Source organism: Roseovarius gahaiensis, assembly GCF_011601345.1.
Classification (GTDB): Bacteria; Pseudomonadota; Alphaproteobacteria; order Rhodobacterales; family Rhodobacteraceae; genus Roseovarius; species Roseovarius gahaiensis.
Map to the genome: position 1 here is coordinate 1 of NZ_JAAORB010000024.1, position 19121 is coordinate 19121.

17 protein-coding genes and 4 pseudogenes are annotated in these 19121 nt (G+C 58.0%); 7 read left to right on the plus strand and 14 right to left on the minus strand.

Translation table 11 applies throughout. The annotated features are described in order from the left end of the window. Nucleotides 1-94: 94 nt before the first annotated feature. On the minus strand, nt 95-406 hold the full coding sequence (locus HAT86_RS11360) for a hypothetical protein (protein WP_167197516.1): 312 nt from the start codon (nt 404-406) through the stop codon (nt 95-97). 523 nt (nt 407-929) lie between these two features. Here HAT86_RS11360 and HAT86_RS11365 point away from each other — a divergent pair. Together HAT86_RS11365 and HAT86_RS11370 are read left to right on the plus strand one after the other, a co-directional pair. Next, nucleotides 930-1349: pseudogene (locus tag HAT86_RS11365) on the plus strand (DDE-type integrase/transposase/recombinase); the annotation flags it as partial. A gap of 207 nt (nt 1350-1556) precedes the next feature. Beyond that, a pseudogene (locus HAT86_RS11370) lies at nt 1557-1727 on the plus strand (integrase core domain-containing protein); the annotation flags it as partial. A gap of 273 nt (nt 1728-2000) precedes the next feature. Here HAT86_RS11370 and HAT86_RS17110 read toward each other — a convergent pair. Beyond that, entirely contained in the window at nt 2001-2540 is a 540-nt protein-coding gene (locus HAT86_RS17110) for a zinc ribbon domain-containing protein (protein WP_408015024.1), read from the minus strand. An 8-nt stretch (nt 2541-2548) separates the two neighbouring features. On the opposite strand from HAT86_RS17110, the gene HAT86_RS17115 reads away from it, so the two are divergent. Continuing rightward, on the plus strand, nt 2549-2905 hold the full coding sequence (locus tag HAT86_RS17115; protein ID WP_167197522.1) for a hypothetical protein: 357 nt from the start codon (nt 2549-2551) through the stop codon (nt 2903-2905). An 11-nt stretch (nt 2906-2916) separates the two neighbouring features. Here HAT86_RS17115 and HAT86_RS11385 read toward each other — a convergent pair whose 3' ends face one another. Further along, on the minus strand, nt 2917-3396 hold the full coding sequence (locus tag HAT86_RS11385; protein WP_167197525.1) for a transposase: 480 nt from the start codon (nt 3394-3396) through the stop codon (nt 2917-2919). Nucleotides 3397-3555: 159 nt separating this feature from the next. Next, complete coding sequence (locus HAT86_RS11390) at nt 3556-4950, minus strand: amidase family protein (RefSeq protein ID WP_167197528.1); 1395 nt, start codon at nt 4948-4950, stop codon at nt 3556-3558. 349 nt (nt 4951-5299) lie between these two features. On the opposite strand from HAT86_RS11390, the pseudogene HAT86_RS11395 reads away from it, so the two are divergent. From HAT86_RS11395 to HAT86_RS11405, 3 genes and pseudogenes are all read left to right on the plus strand, one after another. Further along, a pseudogene (locus HAT86_RS11395) lies at nt 5300-5587 on the plus strand (tyrosine-type recombinase/integrase); the annotation flags it as partial. A gap of 235 nt (nt 5588-5822) precedes the next feature. Continuing rightward, complete coding sequence (locus tag HAT86_RS11400) at nt 5823-6155, plus strand: helix-turn-helix transcriptional regulator (protein WP_167197531.1); 333 nt, start codon at nt 5823-5825, stop codon at nt 6153-6155. Next, a complete protein-coding gene (locus HAT86_RS11405; protein ID WP_167197534.1) occupies nt 6145-7458 on the plus strand; it encodes a type II toxin-antitoxin system HipA family toxin in 1314 nt (437 codons plus the stop codon). Before HAT86_RS11400 ends, HAT86_RS11405 begins: the two co-directional genes overlap by 11 nt. 171 nt (nt 7459-7629) lie before the next feature. On the opposite strand, the pseudogene HAT86_RS11410 reads toward HAT86_RS11405, so the two are convergent. The 5 genes and pseudogenes from HAT86_RS11410 to HAT86_RS11425 all read right to left on the minus strand — a co-directional run. Next, nucleotides 7630-7875 (minus strand): annotated as a pseudogene (locus tag HAT86_RS11410) (site-specific integrase); the annotation flags it as partial. Nucleotides 7876-7916: 41 nt separating this feature from the next. Next, nucleotides 7917-8678: an integrase core domain-containing protein gene (locus HAT86_RS11415; protein ID WP_167197540.1), complete on the minus strand. Its 762-nt coding sequence runs from the start codon at nt 8676-8678 to the stop codon at nt 7917-7919. Nucleotides 8679-8747: 69 nt separating this feature from the next. Then, nucleotides 8748-9713 carry an IS110 family RNA-guided transposase gene (locus tag HAT86_RS11420; RefSeq protein ID WP_231125892.1) on the minus strand — a complete coding sequence of 322 codons (966 nt, stop codon included), beginning with the start codon at nt 9711-9713 and terminating at the stop codon, nt 8748-8750. Then, nucleotides 9622-10368 (minus strand): helix-turn-helix domain-containing protein, encoded by a 747-nt coding sequence (locus HAT86_RS16880; RefSeq protein ID WP_231125893.1) that lies wholly within the window; start codon nt 10366-10368, stop codon nt 9622-9624. The genes HAT86_RS11420 and HAT86_RS16880 overlap by 92 nt, the downstream gene beginning before the upstream one ends. Nucleotides 10369-10547: 179 nt before the next feature. Further along, nucleotides 10548-10859 (minus strand): hypothetical protein, encoded by a 312-nt coding sequence (locus HAT86_RS11425; RefSeq protein ID WP_167197546.1) that lies wholly within the window; start codon nt 10857-10859, stop codon nt 10548-10550. A 464-nt stretch (nt 10860-11323) separates the two neighbouring features. Here HAT86_RS11425 and HAT86_RS11430 point away from each other — a divergent pair, with 464 nt between their 5' ends. Further along, nucleotides 11324-12646 (plus strand): acetamidase/formamidase family protein, encoded by a 1323-nt coding sequence (locus tag HAT86_RS11430; protein ID WP_167197549.1) that lies wholly within the window; start codon nt 11324-11326, stop codon nt 12644-12646. 419 nt (nt 12647-13065) lie between these two features. Here HAT86_RS11430 and HAT86_RS11435 read toward each other — a convergent pair whose 3' ends face one another. The 5 genes from HAT86_RS11435 to HAT86_RS11455 all read right to left on the minus strand — a co-directional run bounded on the left by HAT86_RS11435 (nt 13066) and on the right by HAT86_RS11455 (nt 19077). After that, nucleotides 13066-14385 carry a type II toxin-antitoxin system HipA family toxin gene (locus HAT86_RS11435; protein ID WP_167197552.1) on the minus strand — a complete coding sequence of 440 codons (1320 nt, stop codon included), beginning with the start codon at nt 14383-14385 and terminating at the stop codon, nt 13066-13068. Then, nucleotides 14385-14681, minus strand: a complete 297-nt coding sequence (locus HAT86_RS11440) for a helix-turn-helix domain-containing protein (protein WP_167197555.1) — start codon at nt 14679-14681, stop codon at nt 14385-14387. Before HAT86_RS11440 ends, HAT86_RS11435 begins: the two co-directional genes overlap by 1 nt. A gap of 166 nt (nt 14682-14847) precedes the next feature. Continuing rightward, nucleotides 14848-17097: a molybdopterin-dependent oxidoreductase gene (locus HAT86_RS11445; RefSeq protein ID WP_167197558.1), complete on the minus strand. Its 2250-nt coding sequence runs from the start codon at nt 17095-17097 to the stop codon at nt 14848-14850. 22 nt (nt 17098-17119) lie between these two features. Further along, nucleotides 17120-18085, minus strand: coding sequence for an alpha/beta hydrolase (locus tag HAT86_RS11450; protein WP_167197561.1), 966 nt, complete (start codon nt 18083-18085; stop codon nt 17120-17122). 2 nt (nt 18086-18087) lie between these two features. Beyond that, a complete protein-coding gene (locus HAT86_RS11455; RefSeq protein ID WP_167197564.1) occupies nt 18088-19077 on the minus strand; it encodes an NAD(P)H-quinone oxidoreductase in 990 nt (329 codons plus the stop codon). Between the last annotated feature and the right edge of the window lie 44 nt (nt 19078-19121).

A 19121-nucleotide genomic window follows, 5' to 3' on the forward strand; every position in this document is an offset into this window, starting at 1 on the left:
CCTCTTCACCGACGAGGAATGCTACAACTTCTTCAAGGCAGCAGGATACAAAACCGATTAAACGCGACACGCTCTAATAATCCAATTCTGGAATTCAGGCGTCTTCCAGATAATCAAGGAATAATTCTTCAATAATTGAATATTTTGCATGCTTTTCGAGCCATTTGATAGTCGCGTTGACAGACATTGGCGTGAGTTTGCATGACCCTTCCTTGTTTCCATCTCCTAAATCTACCGCGTAATGGGATATTGGGCCACCTTCGCCTTTTAAGAACCAAGCGCCATTCTTTGATTGATAAAGAATTTCTTCGTACCAAGAAATATTGTTTCGATTACTATGACGAACATTGGTGATTTCTTGAGATTTTTCCGTATCGTAGATTTTTCTATTTGAAATGATTTTCATTTTTACCTCTTTTTCAAAATGTCCAATTACAAACTTAAAGCTTTAATATTTAAGGAAAATTAAAAAAAACACCAACTCTACAAAATACCTCAAAAAAATTTAAGGCAGAAAACCTATGAAAAAATCTCAATTCAGGCTTCTTCAAAACTTTCAGAGTTTTCACTGTTTCGGTTGGCTTTGGTGGTTTGTAACCGGCCCATTGTTACCGCGGCCATCAGGCAGCTGTAATCGCCGGACGTAATCCCCCCAAAACTGCCGTTTAAATTTTCCCCAGTCGTGAGCGTCAGGGGCAATTCTGAACTCCAATTATTTGGAATTGTCGCTGGCGCGGGACATGAGGCCTGATGCCCTGGAACGAGGAACTGACAGGGGCAGATAGGTGAAAGGACTGAGGGAGATCGTTTTGATCTATGTTTTGAAGAAGCAGTGCCTGAGTTTGTCTGCGATTGCGCGTAAGGTTGACTGTGACCGGAAGACGGTGCGCAAGAAGAGGGTAGGTAAGCCGCCCTCAGTCTCTTGGGGACTGATGAAACAGATCGGCATCCGTGGTGCCGTGCGCGGCAAGGTGGTCAAAACAACCGTCCCTGACACATCAGCACCTTGTCCGCGCGACAAGGTGAACCGCGTTTTCCGGGCACCGGCCCCAAACCTTCTCTGGGTCAGTGATTTTACTTACGTGTCGACATGGCAGGGTTTTGTCTATGTGGCTTTTGTCATCGACACATTCGCTGATCGCATCGTCGGATGGCGGGTCTCTCGGTCTGCCAAAACTGACTTTGTTCTCGATGCCCTTGAACAGGCCCTGCATGATCGACGGCCGGTCCAAAAGAGCGGATTGGTTCATCATTCGGATCGCGGCGGGCAATATTTGTCCATTCGTTACACCGAGCGTTTGGCCGAAGCCGGGATCGAGCCGTCAGTCGGCAGCGTTGGGGACTCGTACAAGCCAATGCCGCCATCTACCGTGTGGCCATTGTGCGCTTACGCGACGATGAGAGAACCAAAGCCTATGCTGCTCGACGAACTTCGGAAGGCAAAACACGGCGGGAAATCGTGCGCTGCATCAAGCGGTACATCGTGCGCGAAATCTACCGCGCTCTGTGCCTGCCGCCAACCAAGGCCGGCCACGCTTGACAAACATAGGAGCTTCAACGCCCTCGCTGAGACGATTAACGGTCTCTACAAAACCGAGCTGGTCCACCGCCAGGGTCCATGGCGCAACATGCAAGATCTGGAAATGGCCACCCTTGGATGGGTCGATTGGTTCAACCACAGACGCCTGCTTGGCCCCATCGGAAACATCCCGCCGGCTTGCTCCTAAATCTGGCGCAAGTTCTCGATCCGGGTCACGCCGGAGCCGTTGAAGTTATGGGGGTAGCAAAGGATGTCGGCTTCAACACCCACACCGAAGCCGAAACTTTGGCCCTCAGCGGCGCATCGACAAATCACTTGCAGGGGAAGGCAGTTCATACATGCCCCCGGGATCGAGGCCGCAAAGATCAACGGTGTCGAGCCATTCGCCTATTTCACCTGTATACGGCCTATTTTTTCCATTGCAGGCTTGGACGCGGCCGGGCTGTACCAACTTTGGAAATTATGTAGCTACTGCAAATGCAGCATCCAGGGTATTTCGGGGTCCATCTGACCTCCCTTTCAGAAGTGCCGAGTGGCGCTTCCAATAAGGATTGGTCGGCCTTGGGGCCGAGGCGCTCTCCCTCGCGCCTGGCGGCACCTTCTTCGACGCGCGTCTCGACTTCGAGACCGCTCCAAAGGCACCTCTGCGCTCATCGAAACGCCGGACGATGTCGCGGAGCATGAAGCTCCGTGTCCGGGGTGACGACGAGGCCTTACGGGGACGTCTCCGTCCGGCGGGCGAGGTCGCACCAGCGGGAGCGGAACGTCCGTCCCCCTTGGCCGTCTCGGGGTCCACCGGCTGCCCGGGGTCCGCGCCAGATATACTGACCGCTATATTCCGGGCACCGTTCACATCCGCATGCAACTTTCTGCCGCAATGGCGACAGTGGAATTTCTCCGAGCCGGGTTTACGGTTTTTCGCATCGACATAACCGCATTCGGAACAGGTCTTTGTCGTATAGGTGGGCTCCACTTTCCACTTCATGGATCTCGATGCCATAACGCGCGTTGAGGTCGGCCAGCTTCTTCGCGACCGTCCCGCGACCGCAATTGGTCATCAGCCGGTTCATCCGGCGCGAGAAGCCGGAGCCGCGGAAGTCGAGCTTCTCGACGGCCAGCACACGGGGCCAGTGCAGCCACTGCGTGGTTCAGAACCCGGTTGACCTCTGTGTCGATGATCGACCGCAGGCGCACCACCAGCGCGGCGCAGAGCGCGCTGTCGCGGGGCTTTCTGCCGGCCCTCTGCATCCGTGCCGCCTCGGCCGCCGCGCATTTGGCGACCGGCTCGATCTTGTCGCGAAAGTTCCGGCCCAGCAGATCGCCGTGATTGCTGGCAAAGAGCGTAAGCACACCGAAGTCCAGTGAGAGGATTTCGGTCAGGGGATGATACGCCGCCCCGGAGACGTCAGTGCAGCGCCAAGGCGCGCCAGCAGATCGCTCTCACGCAGGGAGCGCCGGAATGCGAGATCGCCAAGATACCGGTCCAGGTGCTTGCGGCTAATCCAGTGATGCACGCCAAGGACCATTCTGCGCAGATCCGCGTGACAACTCTCGGCGGTATTCACGTGGACCGAAGTGCCGTCGGCATCGGTGCGCGCAAACTCTTTGGTGGAGTGCGTCACTGATCTCCTATGCGTACCCAGTACCGAATAAGCGGGAAGCGCTTCCGTCATGAAGGTGCCCACTGTCTTGACCAAGGCCCTGGCGGCCAGGCCGATATCCGTCTGCCCATGGCTGGCGATGACCCGGATCCCTTCGCGCCAGCGGAGCCGTTCGGCAAATGCGATCGCGTCAGCCTCTGTGGCTGTCCGTCGAGATATATCGGAAAATGTGAAACGGGGTTTTGATACGGGCATACTTGCCAGATTGGCTTATAACCCTGAAAGGGAAGTAGATTTGCAGTAGATACATAATGCCGCCAACCTTTATTTTGCCGCTGTCATTGAAGCGATATTCCAAGCGAGACTGGGTATCTCAAATCCCCTGTACGCGCCAATTATGCGTATCGTCTCGCATCAGATTGGATTGGAAACGCCGACCGGATTGCTTGCTGCGGCTATATCCTTCCCGGCGGCTAGAAGGATGTCCTCGCGGAAGCGGGGGCCGATCAGTTGCACGCCCACGGGGCGGCCTTTGGCTTCTCCTGTTGGGACCGCCAGCCCCGGCATGCCGATTGCTGCAAGGGCTCGTTGCGTCAACTGCGCCTCAAATACGCGTTTAAAGCTCTCTTCGGATTGAACATCGAGTTGCTGGTCGAACGGCAATTCTCCCGAGATGGGGCATAGCAGGACAGGATAATCGGATAAAAAGACCTGCCACTCCCGAACAAGGCTCGCACGCGCCTGCAAGGCCTGCATCAGAGACTCGAACCCAACCTCGCCGGCATCCTCGGACATTTGTGCGAATACGAATTTCGCGTCCGCTTCATCCTCTTGGGCCACCATGTCGGCAGCGCCGAACTGCATTTCAGCCATCCAGAGACATGCGTTGATGTCTGCAGCGCGGCGCATTGGCGGGCAGCTTACCTCCTCAACGTCCCAGCCCGCCTGCCGAAGCCGGTCGGCCGCATCATGCAGAGCCATGGCCACGTCGTCACTGACCATCATGCCATCCGGAGCAAGCGTCAGCGCGGCTTTCTTTGGAAAGCTTGCCGTGTCTTCAGGCTCTGGGACATACCACGGGTCTCGCGGATCAGGCATCGACATGGCTTTAAAGGCAATTTCAAGATCATCGATGCTTCGCGTGATCGGACCCGAGACAGCCATGAATTGCGCGCCAATAAAGCGTTCAGGCGCACTGGAATTATACGCCGGCACCCGGCCGGTGGTAGGTCGAAGCCCATGCAAGCCACAGGCATAGGCGGGATAGCGGATGGACCCAGCGATATCAGTGCCGTGTCCGATGGCGCAAATTCCGGACGCAACTGCCGCAGCAGCTCCGCCCGATGAACCGCCGGGCGTGATCAGCCGGTTTCGCGGGTTGAGCGTCTGACCGTGCAGTGCATTTTTGGTGAACCAGCGCAGGGAAAAGGCAGGCGTGTTTGTACGCCCAATAATGATGCCGCCTGCCTTGCGGATATTTGATACGACTGGACTGTCCAGGGTTGCGATATGATTGGCCAGAAGCCTAAGACCGTTTGTCGTGGCCTGACCTTTCTGGTCGACATTGACCTTGATCGTGACTGGCACGCCGCAAAGCGGCCCCAGATGCTCGCCGCGATCAAGCGCGGCATCGACTTGCCTAGCAGCCTCAAGCGCCTCCTCCGGGAATTCCTGCACCACGGCATTAATCGCCGGGTTGACAGCATCAAGCCGGTCGAGATGGGCCTGTGCCACCTCAACTGCCGAAATACGCCGTGCCCTGACCTCTGCCGCAATTTGCGTTGCCGTCCATTCCCAGATGTTCGCCATGTTTCAACCCTTCTTGCGCCATTCATATTTTTTAGGGTGACGGGCTTTGTTTGTCGACACAATCAGCCAGCAGCGGATCTGCTTGAGCAATTCCAGCTCAAGGCCACGTTTGGGGCTATCGTTGAAGGGCACCAAAAGCCAGACCGATGGCCTCCTCCCATGCGCTTGAACCCGTCAAACTGAAATGCTGTGCCCTGCCGCCAGCGCTTGCGCATCAAACCTACCCAAAATCAGCGCCCCGCGTGGATCGTCAAGCACGCGATTCCAGTAGCGCGGTTCATCTAAAACATGTCAGCTGTGCCGGACGGATACGGCGACACCCGAGGACCTGGGATCGTATCAGTTGAAAATGACCGGGGACTGGGTTTCGGCCAGCACCTTCAACGTGCGTGAAGAGATGAAACGCTTCATGCAATTCCACCGCAAGCTGCCTATTGTGCTCAGCATCGCAGAGGTGGCCGGCTTGTTGGCCGCCGTTCCCGGCCCCGGGCTCAAGTATCGCGCCGCCCTCGGCACAAGCTACGGTGCTGGGCTGCGCGCCTCCGAGGTGCGCAATCTCAAGGTCAATGACATCGTGCCAAAGGCGCGTCTCCGACACGACAGCGACCGGATGCTGATCCATGTCGATGATGGTAGGCTTCCAGTATTCCGCCGGATAGGCGAGCGCACGCAGGGCTTGGCCGACGACAAAGAGCAGGATTTTTCGTAGAGCCAACCCATAGACATGTTCATTTAAGTGAACATTTAATGGCCTAACGTCCATTAAAATGAACATCACTTTGACAAGATGATGTCTGTTCGTGTATGATGTCTAATCATCTGAACACGAAGATGCTTCGCGTTCATTTAACCAGACAAAAGGCAGGTGCGCCATGAAGCGCAAGAGAAGTTACTCCCGCGTGACCCGCCAGGCGCTTTCGCTCCTTGGCAAGCTGATCCGTGTCGGGCGCACAGAACGGGAGATGACGGCACAGGAACTGGCCGATCGTGCAGGCATCAGCCGCACGACACTCTACAACATCGAAAAAGGCGAGTCCGGCCCGGAGATTGGCACGGTTTTTGAGGTTGCCGCGATCGTCGGTGTGCGCCTGTTCGAGTATGACGAGCGCACGCTGCAGATGCACAATGCCCGCCTTGACGAGAAGCTCACGCTGCTCCCGAAATCCGTCCGTCCGTCCGTGAAGGAGGTCGATGATGACTTCTAAGACGGATGCGAGCGAAGCCTATGTCTGGATTTGGTTGCCGGAAGAGACCGAACCGGTTGTGGCCGGACGGCTCACGCAGGATGGTGACCGCCTACTCTTCACCTATGGCGCCAGCTATCGGGAGCGCAACGACGCGATCCCTATTTATGAACCAGAGCTCCCGCTTCAGCGCGGCACAATTGCCCCGAAGCCAGGGCTTTCGATGCCAAGCTGCATTCGGGACGGCTCGCCGGATGCCTGGGGGCGGCGCGTTATCATCAACCGCCTGACCGGCGCCAAACCCGATGCGGCGGGCGTACCGGACATCAGCGAACTCACCTATCTGCTGCAATCCGGCTCCGACCGGATCGGTGCCCTCGATTTTCAGGCCTCGTCGAAAGACTACGAACCGCGCCTTGCGGCAGAAGCCTCATTCGAGGAGTTGCTAGCGGCAGCCGAGCGCATCGAAAAAGGCTTGCCGCTCACCCCTGCACTCGATCAGGCGCTTAACCATGGCACGTCGATTGGTGGGGCGCGCCCCAAGGCGCTGATCGATGGCGATGATAAGAAATTCATTGCCAAGTTCTCATCGAGCGCTGACACGCATAGCGTTGTGAAGGCTGAATTCATTGCCATGAAGCTGGCGGCAGCCTGCGGCCTGAACACTGCGCCGGTATCGCTCACCCATGCCGCTGGCAAAGATGTCCTGCTTATCGAGCGCTTTGACCGCGAAAAGATCGCGGCAGGCTGGACGCGCCGCGCGATGGTCTCGGCGCTGACCATGCTCGGCCTTGATGAAATGATGGCGCGCTACGCGTCATACGAAGACCTCGCAGAACTGATCCGACATCGTTTTACAGACCCGAAAGATACGCTGAGAGAGCTTTACGCGCGGATTTGTTTTAACATCTTGTGCGGCAACACGGATGATCACGCGCGCAATCATGCCGCCTTCTGGGACGGCAAGGCGCTGACGCTGACGCCCGCCTATGACATCTGCCCGCAAGGCCGTGCGGGCGGTGAGGCCTCACAAGCAATGCTGATCAAGGGCGAAGCCCGCGCCAGCACAATTGCCGTGTGCCTGGCAGTGGCAGCGGATTTCCATCTAGCGGAAGAAGACGCCGCATCACTGATCGAAACCCAGATCGCCACGATCGCCGAAAGCTGGCAGGCTGTCTGCGACGAATCCGCGCTGACCCCTGTCGATCAAAAACTCTTTGCAGGCCGTCAGTTCCTGAACCCGTACTGCATTGAAGGCCTCAGCGAAGAACACGCCACGCTGACTGCGCGGTTCCAGGATGCGCGTGCACAGATCGTCGGCTGATCGAACGCATGCGAGCAGCGGCTTGAATGAGAAGACATGACAGATTTCTACGCGGACCCCGATTATGAGGAGTGCCTTGTTATGGTCTTCGACGTGCTGGGGTTCAGAAACCTGCTGCACACACGCAGAGGCGCCGAAATCAGGGAACTGCTATCGACCTTCCGCCAAGTTTCCGAAGCAGAACCGCAGCGCCACGATCCGCACGTTGAAAGTCGATGGTGTGATCCCGTTTTCCGTCATGTGCAGCTTATACGCGCGCAGATCTTCCGGTGTGGCCGTGTCGGGTGACCGCCCAAGGAAGGCCGCGAAATCCTTGATCGCCCGGATGTGGGCCTTCTGGGCTTTGTCGCCCATGCCACTGATGCGCATGTCTTCGATCATCCGCTGGCGCAGCGGGCTTACTCTCTCCTCTGTCATAGGAACCTCCCGGTGTTTGTCAAACAAGTTGTCCGCCGGTTTCATGCAGCGTCTCTGATTTCAGGGGCGCTGTTTTCGGTTTTGGGGTTGAGCCAGACGGGGCCGGCGGGTTGCCAGTTTCGGGTTTTGCCTGACCAGCGTTGTGGGTTTTGGGTCCGTGCATTTGCATAGAGACTGGCGCGATTGGCCAAGGTTGCCCGATCATGGCCAGTGTGGCGCGCGTCCGGTGTGACGAAGCGGATCGCGCTATGCAGGTGGTCGCAGTTATACCAACCGACGAAGGATTTCACCCAAGATTGAGCATCGGCCTTGGTGGCAAAACCCTTGCGCGGCCAGTCCTGGCGGTATTTGCAGGTGCGGAACAGAGCCTCCGAGAACGGATTGTCATTGATGACCCGTGGGCGGCTGTAGGACGCGGTGATGCCCAATTTCTCCATTGTGGTTTTCATCGTAGCGCCTTTCATGGGGCTGCCGTTGTCGGCATGCAGGACCAGCGGACGCAGGGTGCAGCCCTCGGCCAGCACCGCCTGCCGGATCAGGACGGCGGCCAGTTCCACACCTTCGCGTTCATGAACTTCCCATCCAACGATCTTGCGGCTTCTTTGGTTGCCGCCCGTCATGCAAGAAGATTCTGACTCTTGTCGGCGTGTGATCGAGTGCGGTCTTCTTTCAGGCCTCGATGTGCGGCACGTCCAGAAGCCGCGGGCCGGTATGGAGATCAGCGGGTCGGGTCCAAATCTGAAGAGCGTGCTGTTCGCACGTAGCCGCAAGCTGGTTTTCCCGATCCGGATCTGGTCGATCATTTGCCCATTCAAGTCGTCGTCTTCTCACACGCCCCTTGGCGCCGTCGCCAGGCGACTACTCCATGAAGTTCATGCCGCAGCCGCCAGCGCCGGATCCCTGTAGTCCTCGTTCTTCGTCAACATCGCCCAGATCTGTCGGGCCATCTTGTTCGCCAGCGCGATTGCGACCAGCATCCTCGGCTTGCGGGCCAGCATCCTTGCAAGCCATGAGCCCGGCACGATCGTGCGGCGCCCCAGCCAGTTCAGTCGGGACATTGCACCGACGATCAGAAGCCGCCGGATGTCGCTCTGACCGGCCTTGGATATCCATCCAAGGCGCGCCTTTCCACCGGTTGAGTGCTGGCGCGGCACCAGCCCCAGCCAGGCCGCGAAGTCGCGGCCGGACTTGAACTGCGCCATGTCGGGCGCAAACGCCTCGACCGTCAAAGCCGTCAGCGGGCCGACGCCCGGCATCGTCTGTAGGCGCCGCGCTGTGTCGGTCTCGGCCGCCAGCGCCTTCAGGGCCTTGGTCTTGGCCTCGATCCTATCTGTTTTCTCAGCAATCTGCGCCAGCAGATCCTGGCACTCCACGATGACAAGGGCGGGAAGGTCGCAGTGTGGATCCTCCAGCACCGCCTCCATGCGCTTCAGGTGGCAGAGCCCGGTGGGAAAGACATGGCCGTATTCGTAGAGCACCGCCCGTAGCGCGTTGGCGAGTTCCGTTCGCTGGTGGACGAGCCGCTCGCGGCCGCGGAACAGCACCGCCTTCGCCTGCTGGTCCACCGTCTTCGGCGCCACGAACCGCATCTCGGGCTGGCGCGCGGCGATCACGATAGCCTCGGCGTCCGCCGCATCGTTTTTCTGGCGCTTGACGAAGGGGCGCACGTATTGCGGTGCGATCAGCTTCACCTCGTGACCAAGCGCTTCCATCTCCCGGGCCCAGTAGCTCGCGCTTCCGCAGGCCTCAAACACAACCAAAGCAGCTGGCTGCGTGGCCATGAAGGCCCGGAATTGCTCCCGTGACAGCTTCTTGCGGAACTTCACCTCCCCCGTCATCGCCGCCCCATGGAGCTGGAAAACACGCTTTGCTAGGTCCACCCCGATCATCGTATCCTTCATCTCGTCGTCCTCCTCGCTTCGTGGCTTTCAACACCACCATCTTGGCACATTGCGATGCCGTCCGGGGAGGGCGGCAACCATCCCATCTGAAGATATCGACAATCAGATAGAGGTAGAAGAACATGCCTGCGACCGGTCCAGGCATCCAGGTTATATCCCAGGTCCAAACCTCACAGGGCGCGCTGGCCTTGTAGCTAGCGGGCGGTTTGCGCTGGACCGGCGGCTTGGCCCGGCCTCGGTGATGCTGCTGCCCATCCGCGCGCAGGATGCGATAGAAGCTGGATTCCGAGGCCAGATACCGCCCCTGATCGGCTAGTTTAGGGACGATCTGGCTTGGCGGAAGGCTGGCAAACTCCGCTGAATTGCAGACTTCAAGCACGGCCGCGCGTTCTTCGGCGCTCAGCTTGTTGCGCGGCTCCGGGCGCGGCACGAGGGGGCGCTGATCGGGCTGAACCTCGCCGCCTTTCGTCCAACGACGCAGGGTGCGGTCGCTGATGTCCAGCACGGCACAGGCTTTGGCCCGGCGCGCGCCAGCGGTGACGGCCTCATTGATCAGCGCAACGGCAGTTTGGCGATGTGGGGTGCTGATCATGCGTCCTCTCCGTCCCCCCAGATCGCTGCCGCCTTTTTTCTGAGAACCAGAAGTGCTGCGGTCTCGGCCAATGCGCGGTCTTTGCGGGCAAGCTCGCGTTCCAGATCCTTGACCCGCTTTTTTTCGTCCTTGGTCGCCCGCCCAAGACGCGCGTTACTGGCACGATCCCAGTCATTAGCCTATTCACACGCAGCCCGCCATGCCGCGATCGGCGCTGGATAAAGCCCGCGCTTGCGGCAGTATTCGGCCAGATCAGCTTCATTGAGAGCGGCTGTTTCCAACACCGCCGCGAACTTATCGCACGAGGACCAGCCCTCAGGGCCAGCGTCCGCGTCAGGCATAAGCTGCCCCTTGCCGCGCGCCTCGGCCCGCCAGGAGAAAAGCGTGGACTCGCCTATGCCCTCTTCCTGGGACAACTGCCGTATGGGCACATTGTTTGGCGGAAGCATCCGCATCAGCACCGCTGATTTTCGTTCCAGTGAATAGCCCAAATCATCATCCTATCCCGCCCACCTGTGAAATAGAGGAAAAATAGAGCAGCGGACAACTTCCCTGACACAGGGGGCTCCTGTCTGATGATTGAGAAGACCCCAATCTTCAGTCAGGTCACCGAGATGACAAAATGCGCGCCTCTTTGGTCGTGCCACAACACCCGCCACAGGCGCCAATGCCGCGGAGCGGTTTAGTCCTTGGGCCGCTTTCATCGTTACTGTGTCACGATGCGCTTTGATGATACGAAGCGGGGTACCGAGCGGTTCAGGGGATTGGCCGCATTAAAACTGCTTAGAAAGCGCAGAAAACCGCCGCTACATTCTTTTATGTTGTAACGTCTATAAAATGCGAAAGGATTATTCCGCCATATGACGCGGGCCAGATATGCGCATGTTGCGACTTGATGTTGGCAAGCTTCCGGTTAATTTTTGGCATTAATAATCCGAAATTCAAGGAGTTCATCATGCCGGACGGAATAAATGCAGGAACCGCTGCAAGACGCAGTGTGGTCGTTCAAGAGTTCACCAATAGCGTTCTCGACCCCAACGAAGCGATGCTAGGGCCGGTTGAAGATGGTGGCACCATTATCGCAAATACAGCGCCGGGATGCTGGGGCCCCATGATCACTCCGCGTCTGCGGGGCGGCCATGAGGTCACGAAGCCGATCTTCGTGGAGGGTGCAGAGATTGGGGATGGCGTCGCGATCCGCATCCGCGATATCACCGTGACCTCCATCGCCACAGCGTCCGGGCACGACAGCTCTCCCGAGGGTTTTTGCCTTGGTGATCCTTACGTCGCAGCACGCTGTCCTGTCTGTGACACAGTCTGGCCTGAAACACATATCGAGGGCATCGGACAGGACTCGGTAAAGTGCGACACCTGCGGAAACGCCGTTAAGCCCTTCGAAGTGGTGCATGGCTACACAGTGACCTTTGACGATACCCGCACGGTTGGGCTGACCTTGCCTAAAGAAGCGGCAGAAACCATCGCTGGAGACGCAGACCATTATTCGGCTTTGCCGGATGAAAGCCGCCAGCATTCTATCTTGCACTATGCTCCATCGGACATGCCCGGAACCTTGATCCGAATGCGCCCCTTTATGGGACAGTTGGGCACTTGCCCTTCGATGCCCATGCCGGACAGTCACAATGCTGGCGACTTTGGTGCTTTCTTGGTGGGCGCGCCGCATGACTATGGCATCACGCCGGAGCAGTTGATCGAGCACAAGACCGATGGCCACATGGACATCGACGCCGTGCGTGCCGGATCAATCCTCGTGGCACCGGTAAAGGTTCCAGGTGCGGGCGTTTACATGGGTGATATGCATGCCGGGCAAGGTGACGGCGAAATCGCTGGGCATACAATGGATGTTTCGGGCAGTGTGACCTTGCAGGTCGAGGTCGTGAAGAACTATCCGTTGGACGGGCCAGTCCTGTTTCCGCTGGAAGAGGATCTCCCGCCGCTTGCAAAACCATTCACCGAGGTCGAAACCGCCAAGGGAGAGCGCCTTGCAAAACGGTGGGGCGTGTCGCAGATCGAACCGCTCGCACCGATTTCGGTTATCGGTACCGCAGCTAACCTGAACGACGCGATCGAAAATGGCTTGGCCCGCGCGGCCAAATTGCTAGACGTAACTGTTGCAGAAATTCGCAATCGGGCCACTGTCAATGGCGCGATCGAAATTGGCCGCGCGCCAGGGGTGATACAAGTTACATTCCTCGCGCCGCTCGTCAAACTCGATGCGGTTGGACTGGGCGATTACGCACGCGAGCAATACGGTCTTTAATATTGAAACTGCCCGTCACCGCTTGTCAGGAACGAAGACTTCGTGGTGACGGGCAACGCTGCGATGTCCAGCATCGGCATGCGCGTGTTGCGTGAATGCGGGCTGAAGTTTCACATGTGGGGATTTCAATTTCACGGGAAGCTGGGCGCTGGTTTTATACAATCGCTTGCTATGAAATCAACGCAACAGTCCTGTCTGTAAATCTTGCTTCGCGCAGGCTGCCCATGAGCTGGGCTTCGGTGAATTGTGTCTTCTTCATCGGAATCGCGTCGTTCATTCTGCTGAGAAAATTCTACGACCGCATCCGCTTAGGATCGGGGGGATTACCCAGCCTCCAACAAAAACAATGGAGACCATATCCAGACAATCAAAGAATCGCGGAAGACCTCAAATCAATGGGATGTGGCCAGCGCATACAATTAAGCTTCGGCCCTGAGGCGTCCGCCGACACGCAACGCGTTGCCTTCCACGAGTTTCGCCACATGCTCGACCATCTCGGGCATCGCTCCGGGCAGAGAAGAGATGCGTTTGGTTGCTTCGACGCGATTTGCCACCATAGCATCGATGAGCTCGCTTACCCTACGGCGAAAGGCGGAGGCGTTCAGTCCGGCGCTTCGGGCAATCTGTTCCCAGTGGTGCGGAGCGACATCGGCTGGCTTGCGCCGTTTACCAGCAATCTTCTGGGCGTGATACTGATGAACGTGATCCCAGTGGAGTACTGAGGAGACGTCATAAAGTGGAGCCATGGAAGTCTCATTGCCAAGGAGAATGGAGTAGTTCTTGGCGTGCGCATCGGTATTGGCGACAAGTATGTTGAAAATCACTTGATCATGGAGAGCGAGAGCATCGGTCGGCGGCAGGTGGTCACCTGTCAGCAGGAGACCTGCCATGTCGAGGCCCGGAACGGTGCCCCGCTCATATTTTTGCCCCGGATAGATGCCGTTAGCCTGGGCGAAATCTTCTTGGTGCAGGCGGCGAAGGGTATCATCAGAGCGCAGGGTGCGATCATAGCGGACCACGGCCAGCGCGGTCCGGCCATCAGCTTCAAGTATGGTGCACTCAGCAGCGGGCAGTCCGATCAGGCCAGCCAGAGCCAAGCAATACGCCTCGTTTTCCACGATGCCGGGCAGGCGGGGATTGTCGGGCTTTATGATGATAGTTGAGGGCGCTCCATTTTTTGGTATCGCGAGACGATCTGTCGGTCGTGGCAGGCCGAGCCTTGGCTTGCCTACCTCGTCAAGTGCGGCCAGTGCGGTTTTCTTCTGACCCCCAGCGAGTGACAGGCGTACCCCGTCTTCACCAGCCAGAAATGGTCGCTTTCCGAGATCCTCGAAATGGCGTGCCAGAGCTTCGCTTTCCGTGGTCTTGCCGTAGTGATCCTGCAAGCTCGCGTAGCTCCAGTCCTTCCGGATACTCGGCTCTCCAATCGAGATTGCGCCTGCGGTATCTCCGCCGATCTCGCGCAGAATGGCGAGCGCATCGGAGGTCGCAAGACCCAAGGCATGCGACAATGCGATCAGCTGCTCCTCTTCGGGCAGCAAGTTCGCCAACCAGGGCGCGATGACCTCGTTGGCAAACAGGCCGGTTTGAAGTGGAAGCGTTATCGAGAGCGGAAAGTTTCCGCGAGTCCCGAGCCATCGAGAATCATATTCGAAGGAGAGCTCTCCGCTTGAAGAGAGATTAATGCTCCCGATGGTAAATTTCTCGTAGAAGACGATGATGGTTTCGCTCCCCGCCATCAGTCATCCTCCAAGTCATAGCCGTTCTGGCCCAGATCAGGCGAGGTTGTCTTGGCAGACGAAAGCGTGTCAGCCTGGAAGAGAGTTGGAAGCTCGGTCCTGAGCGCAAGCGAAAGAGACACCAGAGTAGATAATTTGAGGTCTCGTGTGCCGCGCTCGATATGCGAGAGCGTCGGCACGGTGGAGCCTGAGAGGCGCGACAAATCTTCCAAGCTCAGGCCGAGGCTTCTTCGCCGCGACCTGATACGTGACCCGATTTTTTCTGCCCATGCCAGGGTTTCAGCCGACTGCTTCATGTCGCCCTCCTTATCATGCAGGATAAATAATAAATCATTTGGGCGATATCAAGAATATTTTATCGCGCAGGATAAAAACGCTGTTCCTACGTCTATATGTGTGAAATTTACCCTTCAGGATAAAAAAACCTTTTCATACACCTGACCCGTATCCGAAGTATTAGGGTCAAAGCCTGCTGAGTTCGACCAGAGCAGTATGTGCACTGCACCCCTGGCCGAGCCGGGAAGTCCCCAGATCAAGTGTCAAGACGTTCGGATTACCATTTGGATCCGCGAAATTCATCGATCCGGCGAACCATGCACCGGTTGGCAACGCGACGACGCCGGGAGCGATATCCTCGGAAACTTTTGAACGCGCGTGACATGCACCTCGATCATTATGCACTTTCACCAGATCGCCGTCTGCAATACCGCGCGGCTTTGCATCGACGGGATTGATGATAATGGTCTCGGGACGCGCGCCCTGCACGTCGGCGAGGGCCGATTCGAGTTGGCTGTGAAGCTTGTCACCGGGTTGCGGCGACACCATGTGCAATGGCGCCTTGAGTGTTGCGGTGCCAAGCCACTCGCGCGGCGGTAGCCAAACCGGATGTCCTGGGCAGTCCTCGTAGCCGAACCCTTCAACTGTTGCCGAGAAGATCTCGATCCTCCCGGAAGGAGTATCGAGGGCATGACGTTGCGGATCCTCGCGAAACCGGCTCAAGAACGACGGCGTAGGCGTCTCAGTCTTGAGCGGCAGCTTGACCCAATTTTTTTCGCGCAACTCGTCGAAAGCGGGCACCTGGATGTCTGACTGGGCGGCTGTTTCGGCGTAAGAGGCATAGAGATGTCTAAGCCACGCCTCGACATTGCGCCCTTCAGTGAACGCCTGTCTGGCGCCCATCCGCTCTGCAATTCCCGAGAAGATATCGAAATCATTGCGGGCCTCCCCGACAGGAGGGATGATCTGAGGCATGTGAAACAGGAAATCATCCAAATTGGTCCGGCCGACATCCTCCCGTTCATAAGAGGTCGTGGCCGGAAAAACGATATCGGCACGCTTGGCGGTCGGGGTCCACCACGGTTCATTCACGATGATCGTTTCAGGTGTTTTCCAGGCCTCGTGGAGTCGGTTGAGATCCTGATGGTGATGGAAAGGATTGCCCCCCGCCCAATAGATCAGACGGATATCTGGATAGGGACCACGGTGTCCGTTAAAGTCGAAATCGGCACCGGGATTAAGCAGCATATCCGCGATACGGGCCACCGGAATGACCTTGTCGACCGGGTTACTGCCCTGATCAAGGGTCATGCCCTCCAAACGCTTCATCGATTTGCCGATGCCGCCAATGGCCCCGTATCCGTAGCCAACCCCGCCACCGGGCAGCCCGATCTGACCCAACATCGCGGCTAGCACTGCCGACATCCAATAGGGCTGTTCGCCATGCTCGCCGCGCTGAAGCGACCACGCCACGGTGATCAGCGTTCTGGTACCGGCCATGCGCCGCGCAAGAGCGCGGATATCGTCCGGCTTGACCCCGCACAGCGCTGTGGCCCATTCCGGCGTCTTGGGCCTGCCGTCCGTGTCACCTATCAGGTAGGGCCGAAACCGTTCAAAGCCGACGGTGTATCTTGCGAGAAAAGCTTTGTCCGTCAGCGCCTCGTTCTCAAGCACGTAGGCGAGCGCCAGCATCAGCGCCGTGTCAGACGCTGGATGCACGGGCAGCCAGTCGCATCCCTGCGGTGCATCAGTACGTTGCGGCCCGATATTGATGCAGCGAATTTTCTTTTCATTAAAACGTCTGAACCATGTCGCTGTTTCGTGTTGGGTGACTCCACCCATGCTAACCTGGGAATTTTTGGGGTTCACACCGCCGAACATGACCAGCGTCTCGGTATGCGCGGCGATGGTCTCCCAGCTGTCTTGCGACGCGTAAGTATATTTCAGAAACGGCACACCGAAAACATGCGGCATGATCGCTTGTGCGCAGCCGGTTGAATAGCTGCCGAACGCCGCCACGTAGCCACCGACGGTATTCAAGAAACGGTGCAACTGACCGGGCGCATGATGAAAACGACCGGCCGAGGCCCAGCCATAGGATCCCCCGAATATGGCCTCGTTGCCGTGGCTCTTGCGAATACGGTCGATTTCCGATGCAGCGAGATCAAGCGCTTCGTCCCATGGCACCTCGACATGCGTATCATCACCACGCGCCTGCCTATCGCGCGTGGCGAGCCAACCCTTTCGTATAGATGGACGCGCAATACGGCTGCGATGGTGAACCGCCTGCGGAATTATGTCCGGAATTCGGTTCGGCTCTGGATCATGTTCAAAGGGTGACGTGCCGATGATGCGGTCACAACAGGCATGTACTTTGAAAGCACCCCAATGACTGGTTGTGACTTTGGTTCGAATAGGCGGTATTTCATCATTCATGATCTTGCTTCCATAAGTGAAACTACAGTTCAGCTATAAATTGATGTGAACTGCCAAACAGGTCTTTGGCCTGTGCTTCCGCATTTATGAAATGTGTGCCATTCGCGATCTCCACATACCGGCGCTTTTCGGCCTGCAGTCGGTCAAACAACGCTAACGCGTCCGTTCGGGTCGATGTCGAGTCTTGCGTACCGCGTACAAGCATCACCGGACAGGTCAGCAATGCTGGATCATAGGGTTCACGGGCATTGAACGACTCCCACAGATCGATGAATGTGCCATTGGGCACGCGAAAGGACGGTGGCTCGGTCTGATCCGAGTCTTTGTCATCCGCCAGTGAGGCGGCGACAAGGGCCTGAAGCACCGTCTCATGCCGCCAACTCTCACACCCTGTGGGAATCTGTGCGTCCCAACGATGCCGCGTCGAGGCTAGGTCCAAACGCCGCCACGCCTTGAATGCGGCAAGACGTGATGAATCGGCTGGATCCGCCAGCATCTCAAGCCAACTCGGATTGCGTTCGGCAAAAATCGGCGCGTAAAGCACCAGCCGCGCTACTTTGCCCGCGCACGCCCCGATCGCATAGCGTGCGGTGGTAATGCTGCCCCAAGACCAGCCAACGATGGCTACCGGCGCGCCCGCATGGCGCGCCGTGATCCAGTCGACCGCGTCGCCGATATCGGCGATAGCCTCGTCACCCTGCGCGTAGGGCTCGGCTTCCAGTGGGAAACTTTCCGGCTTCGAGCGCCCATAGCCCCTTATATCCAATGCATATGGCGACAAACCTGCCTCTACGGCGGCTTGTAGCCAATTTACACCCGAATGCGGGATATCATAAAGGCGGCTGGAAAAAGTTGCGCCATGCACGAAAAGCACCGGCATAGCCTTCGCAGCGCCATCGCGGGCCCGCAGGTGCAGCTTCAGCCCCGGCGTGAGGGTCGAGGCGATGAAGTGACTCTCGGAGATGTCGAAGGCGCGCCAGTCGGCCATGATCAGGTAACTTTCAACATGATCTTGCCGATATGGGTCGATCCTTCCATCCGGGTATGTGCCTTTGCGGCATCGGCCAGTTCGAACGCGCTGTCCATCACCGGGCCAATCGCGCCGCTGGCCAGATGCGGCCAGACCTCTGATTCCAGCGCGCGGGCGATGGCGGCCTTGGCGGCCTGCGATTGCGGGCGCAGGGTCGATCCGGTGATTGTAAGGCGGCGGGTCATGATCTGCGTCATGTTCAGCTCGACCACCGGCCCTTCCAGAAAGGCGATCTGTACCAGACGTCCGTCATTGGCCAGCGCATCCAGATTGCGTGGAATATACGACCCGCCGACCATGTCGAGGATCAAGTCGGCGCCACCTTCGGCTTTCATCGCCTCGACGAAATCGGTCTCGTGGTAGTTGAAGGTCGCTTCGGCCCCCAGCCTGTCGCAGGCCGCACATTTTTCGGCAGAGCCAGCAGTTGCGAAGACACGCGCTTCGTGCAGTTTGGCCAACTGGATCGCGGTAGTTCCGATCCCGGAAGAGCCGCCATGCACGAGGAACTTTTCCCCGGCCTGCAATCCGCCGCGCATGAAGACATTCGTCCACACAGTGAAGAAGGTCTCGCACAGGGCCGCCGCACGGTCCATCGACATGCCGTCGGGCACGGGCAGGGCGTGCGTAGCATCAGTTACGGCATATTCGGCATAGCCGCCACCAGGCAGCAGGGCGGTCACGGCATCGCCGACCGACCATCGGGTGACCCCGTCTCCGACAGCAGCGACATGACCCGACGCCTCGAGCCCCGGAAGGGGCGAGGCATCGGCGGGTGGCGCGTAATTGCCCGCACGTTGCAGCGCATCCGGGCGGTTCACCCCGGCATATGCGATCCGGATCAATATCTGCCCCGGTCCCGGATCGGGCACAGGTGCGGTCGTGGGCTTGAGCACCTCTGGCCCGCCATAGGTTGATATTTCGACAACGGTCATGCTGGAGGGGATCTGCATCAGGAAACTTCCGGATTTTTGTTTTACAGAAGACAGCGCCACCC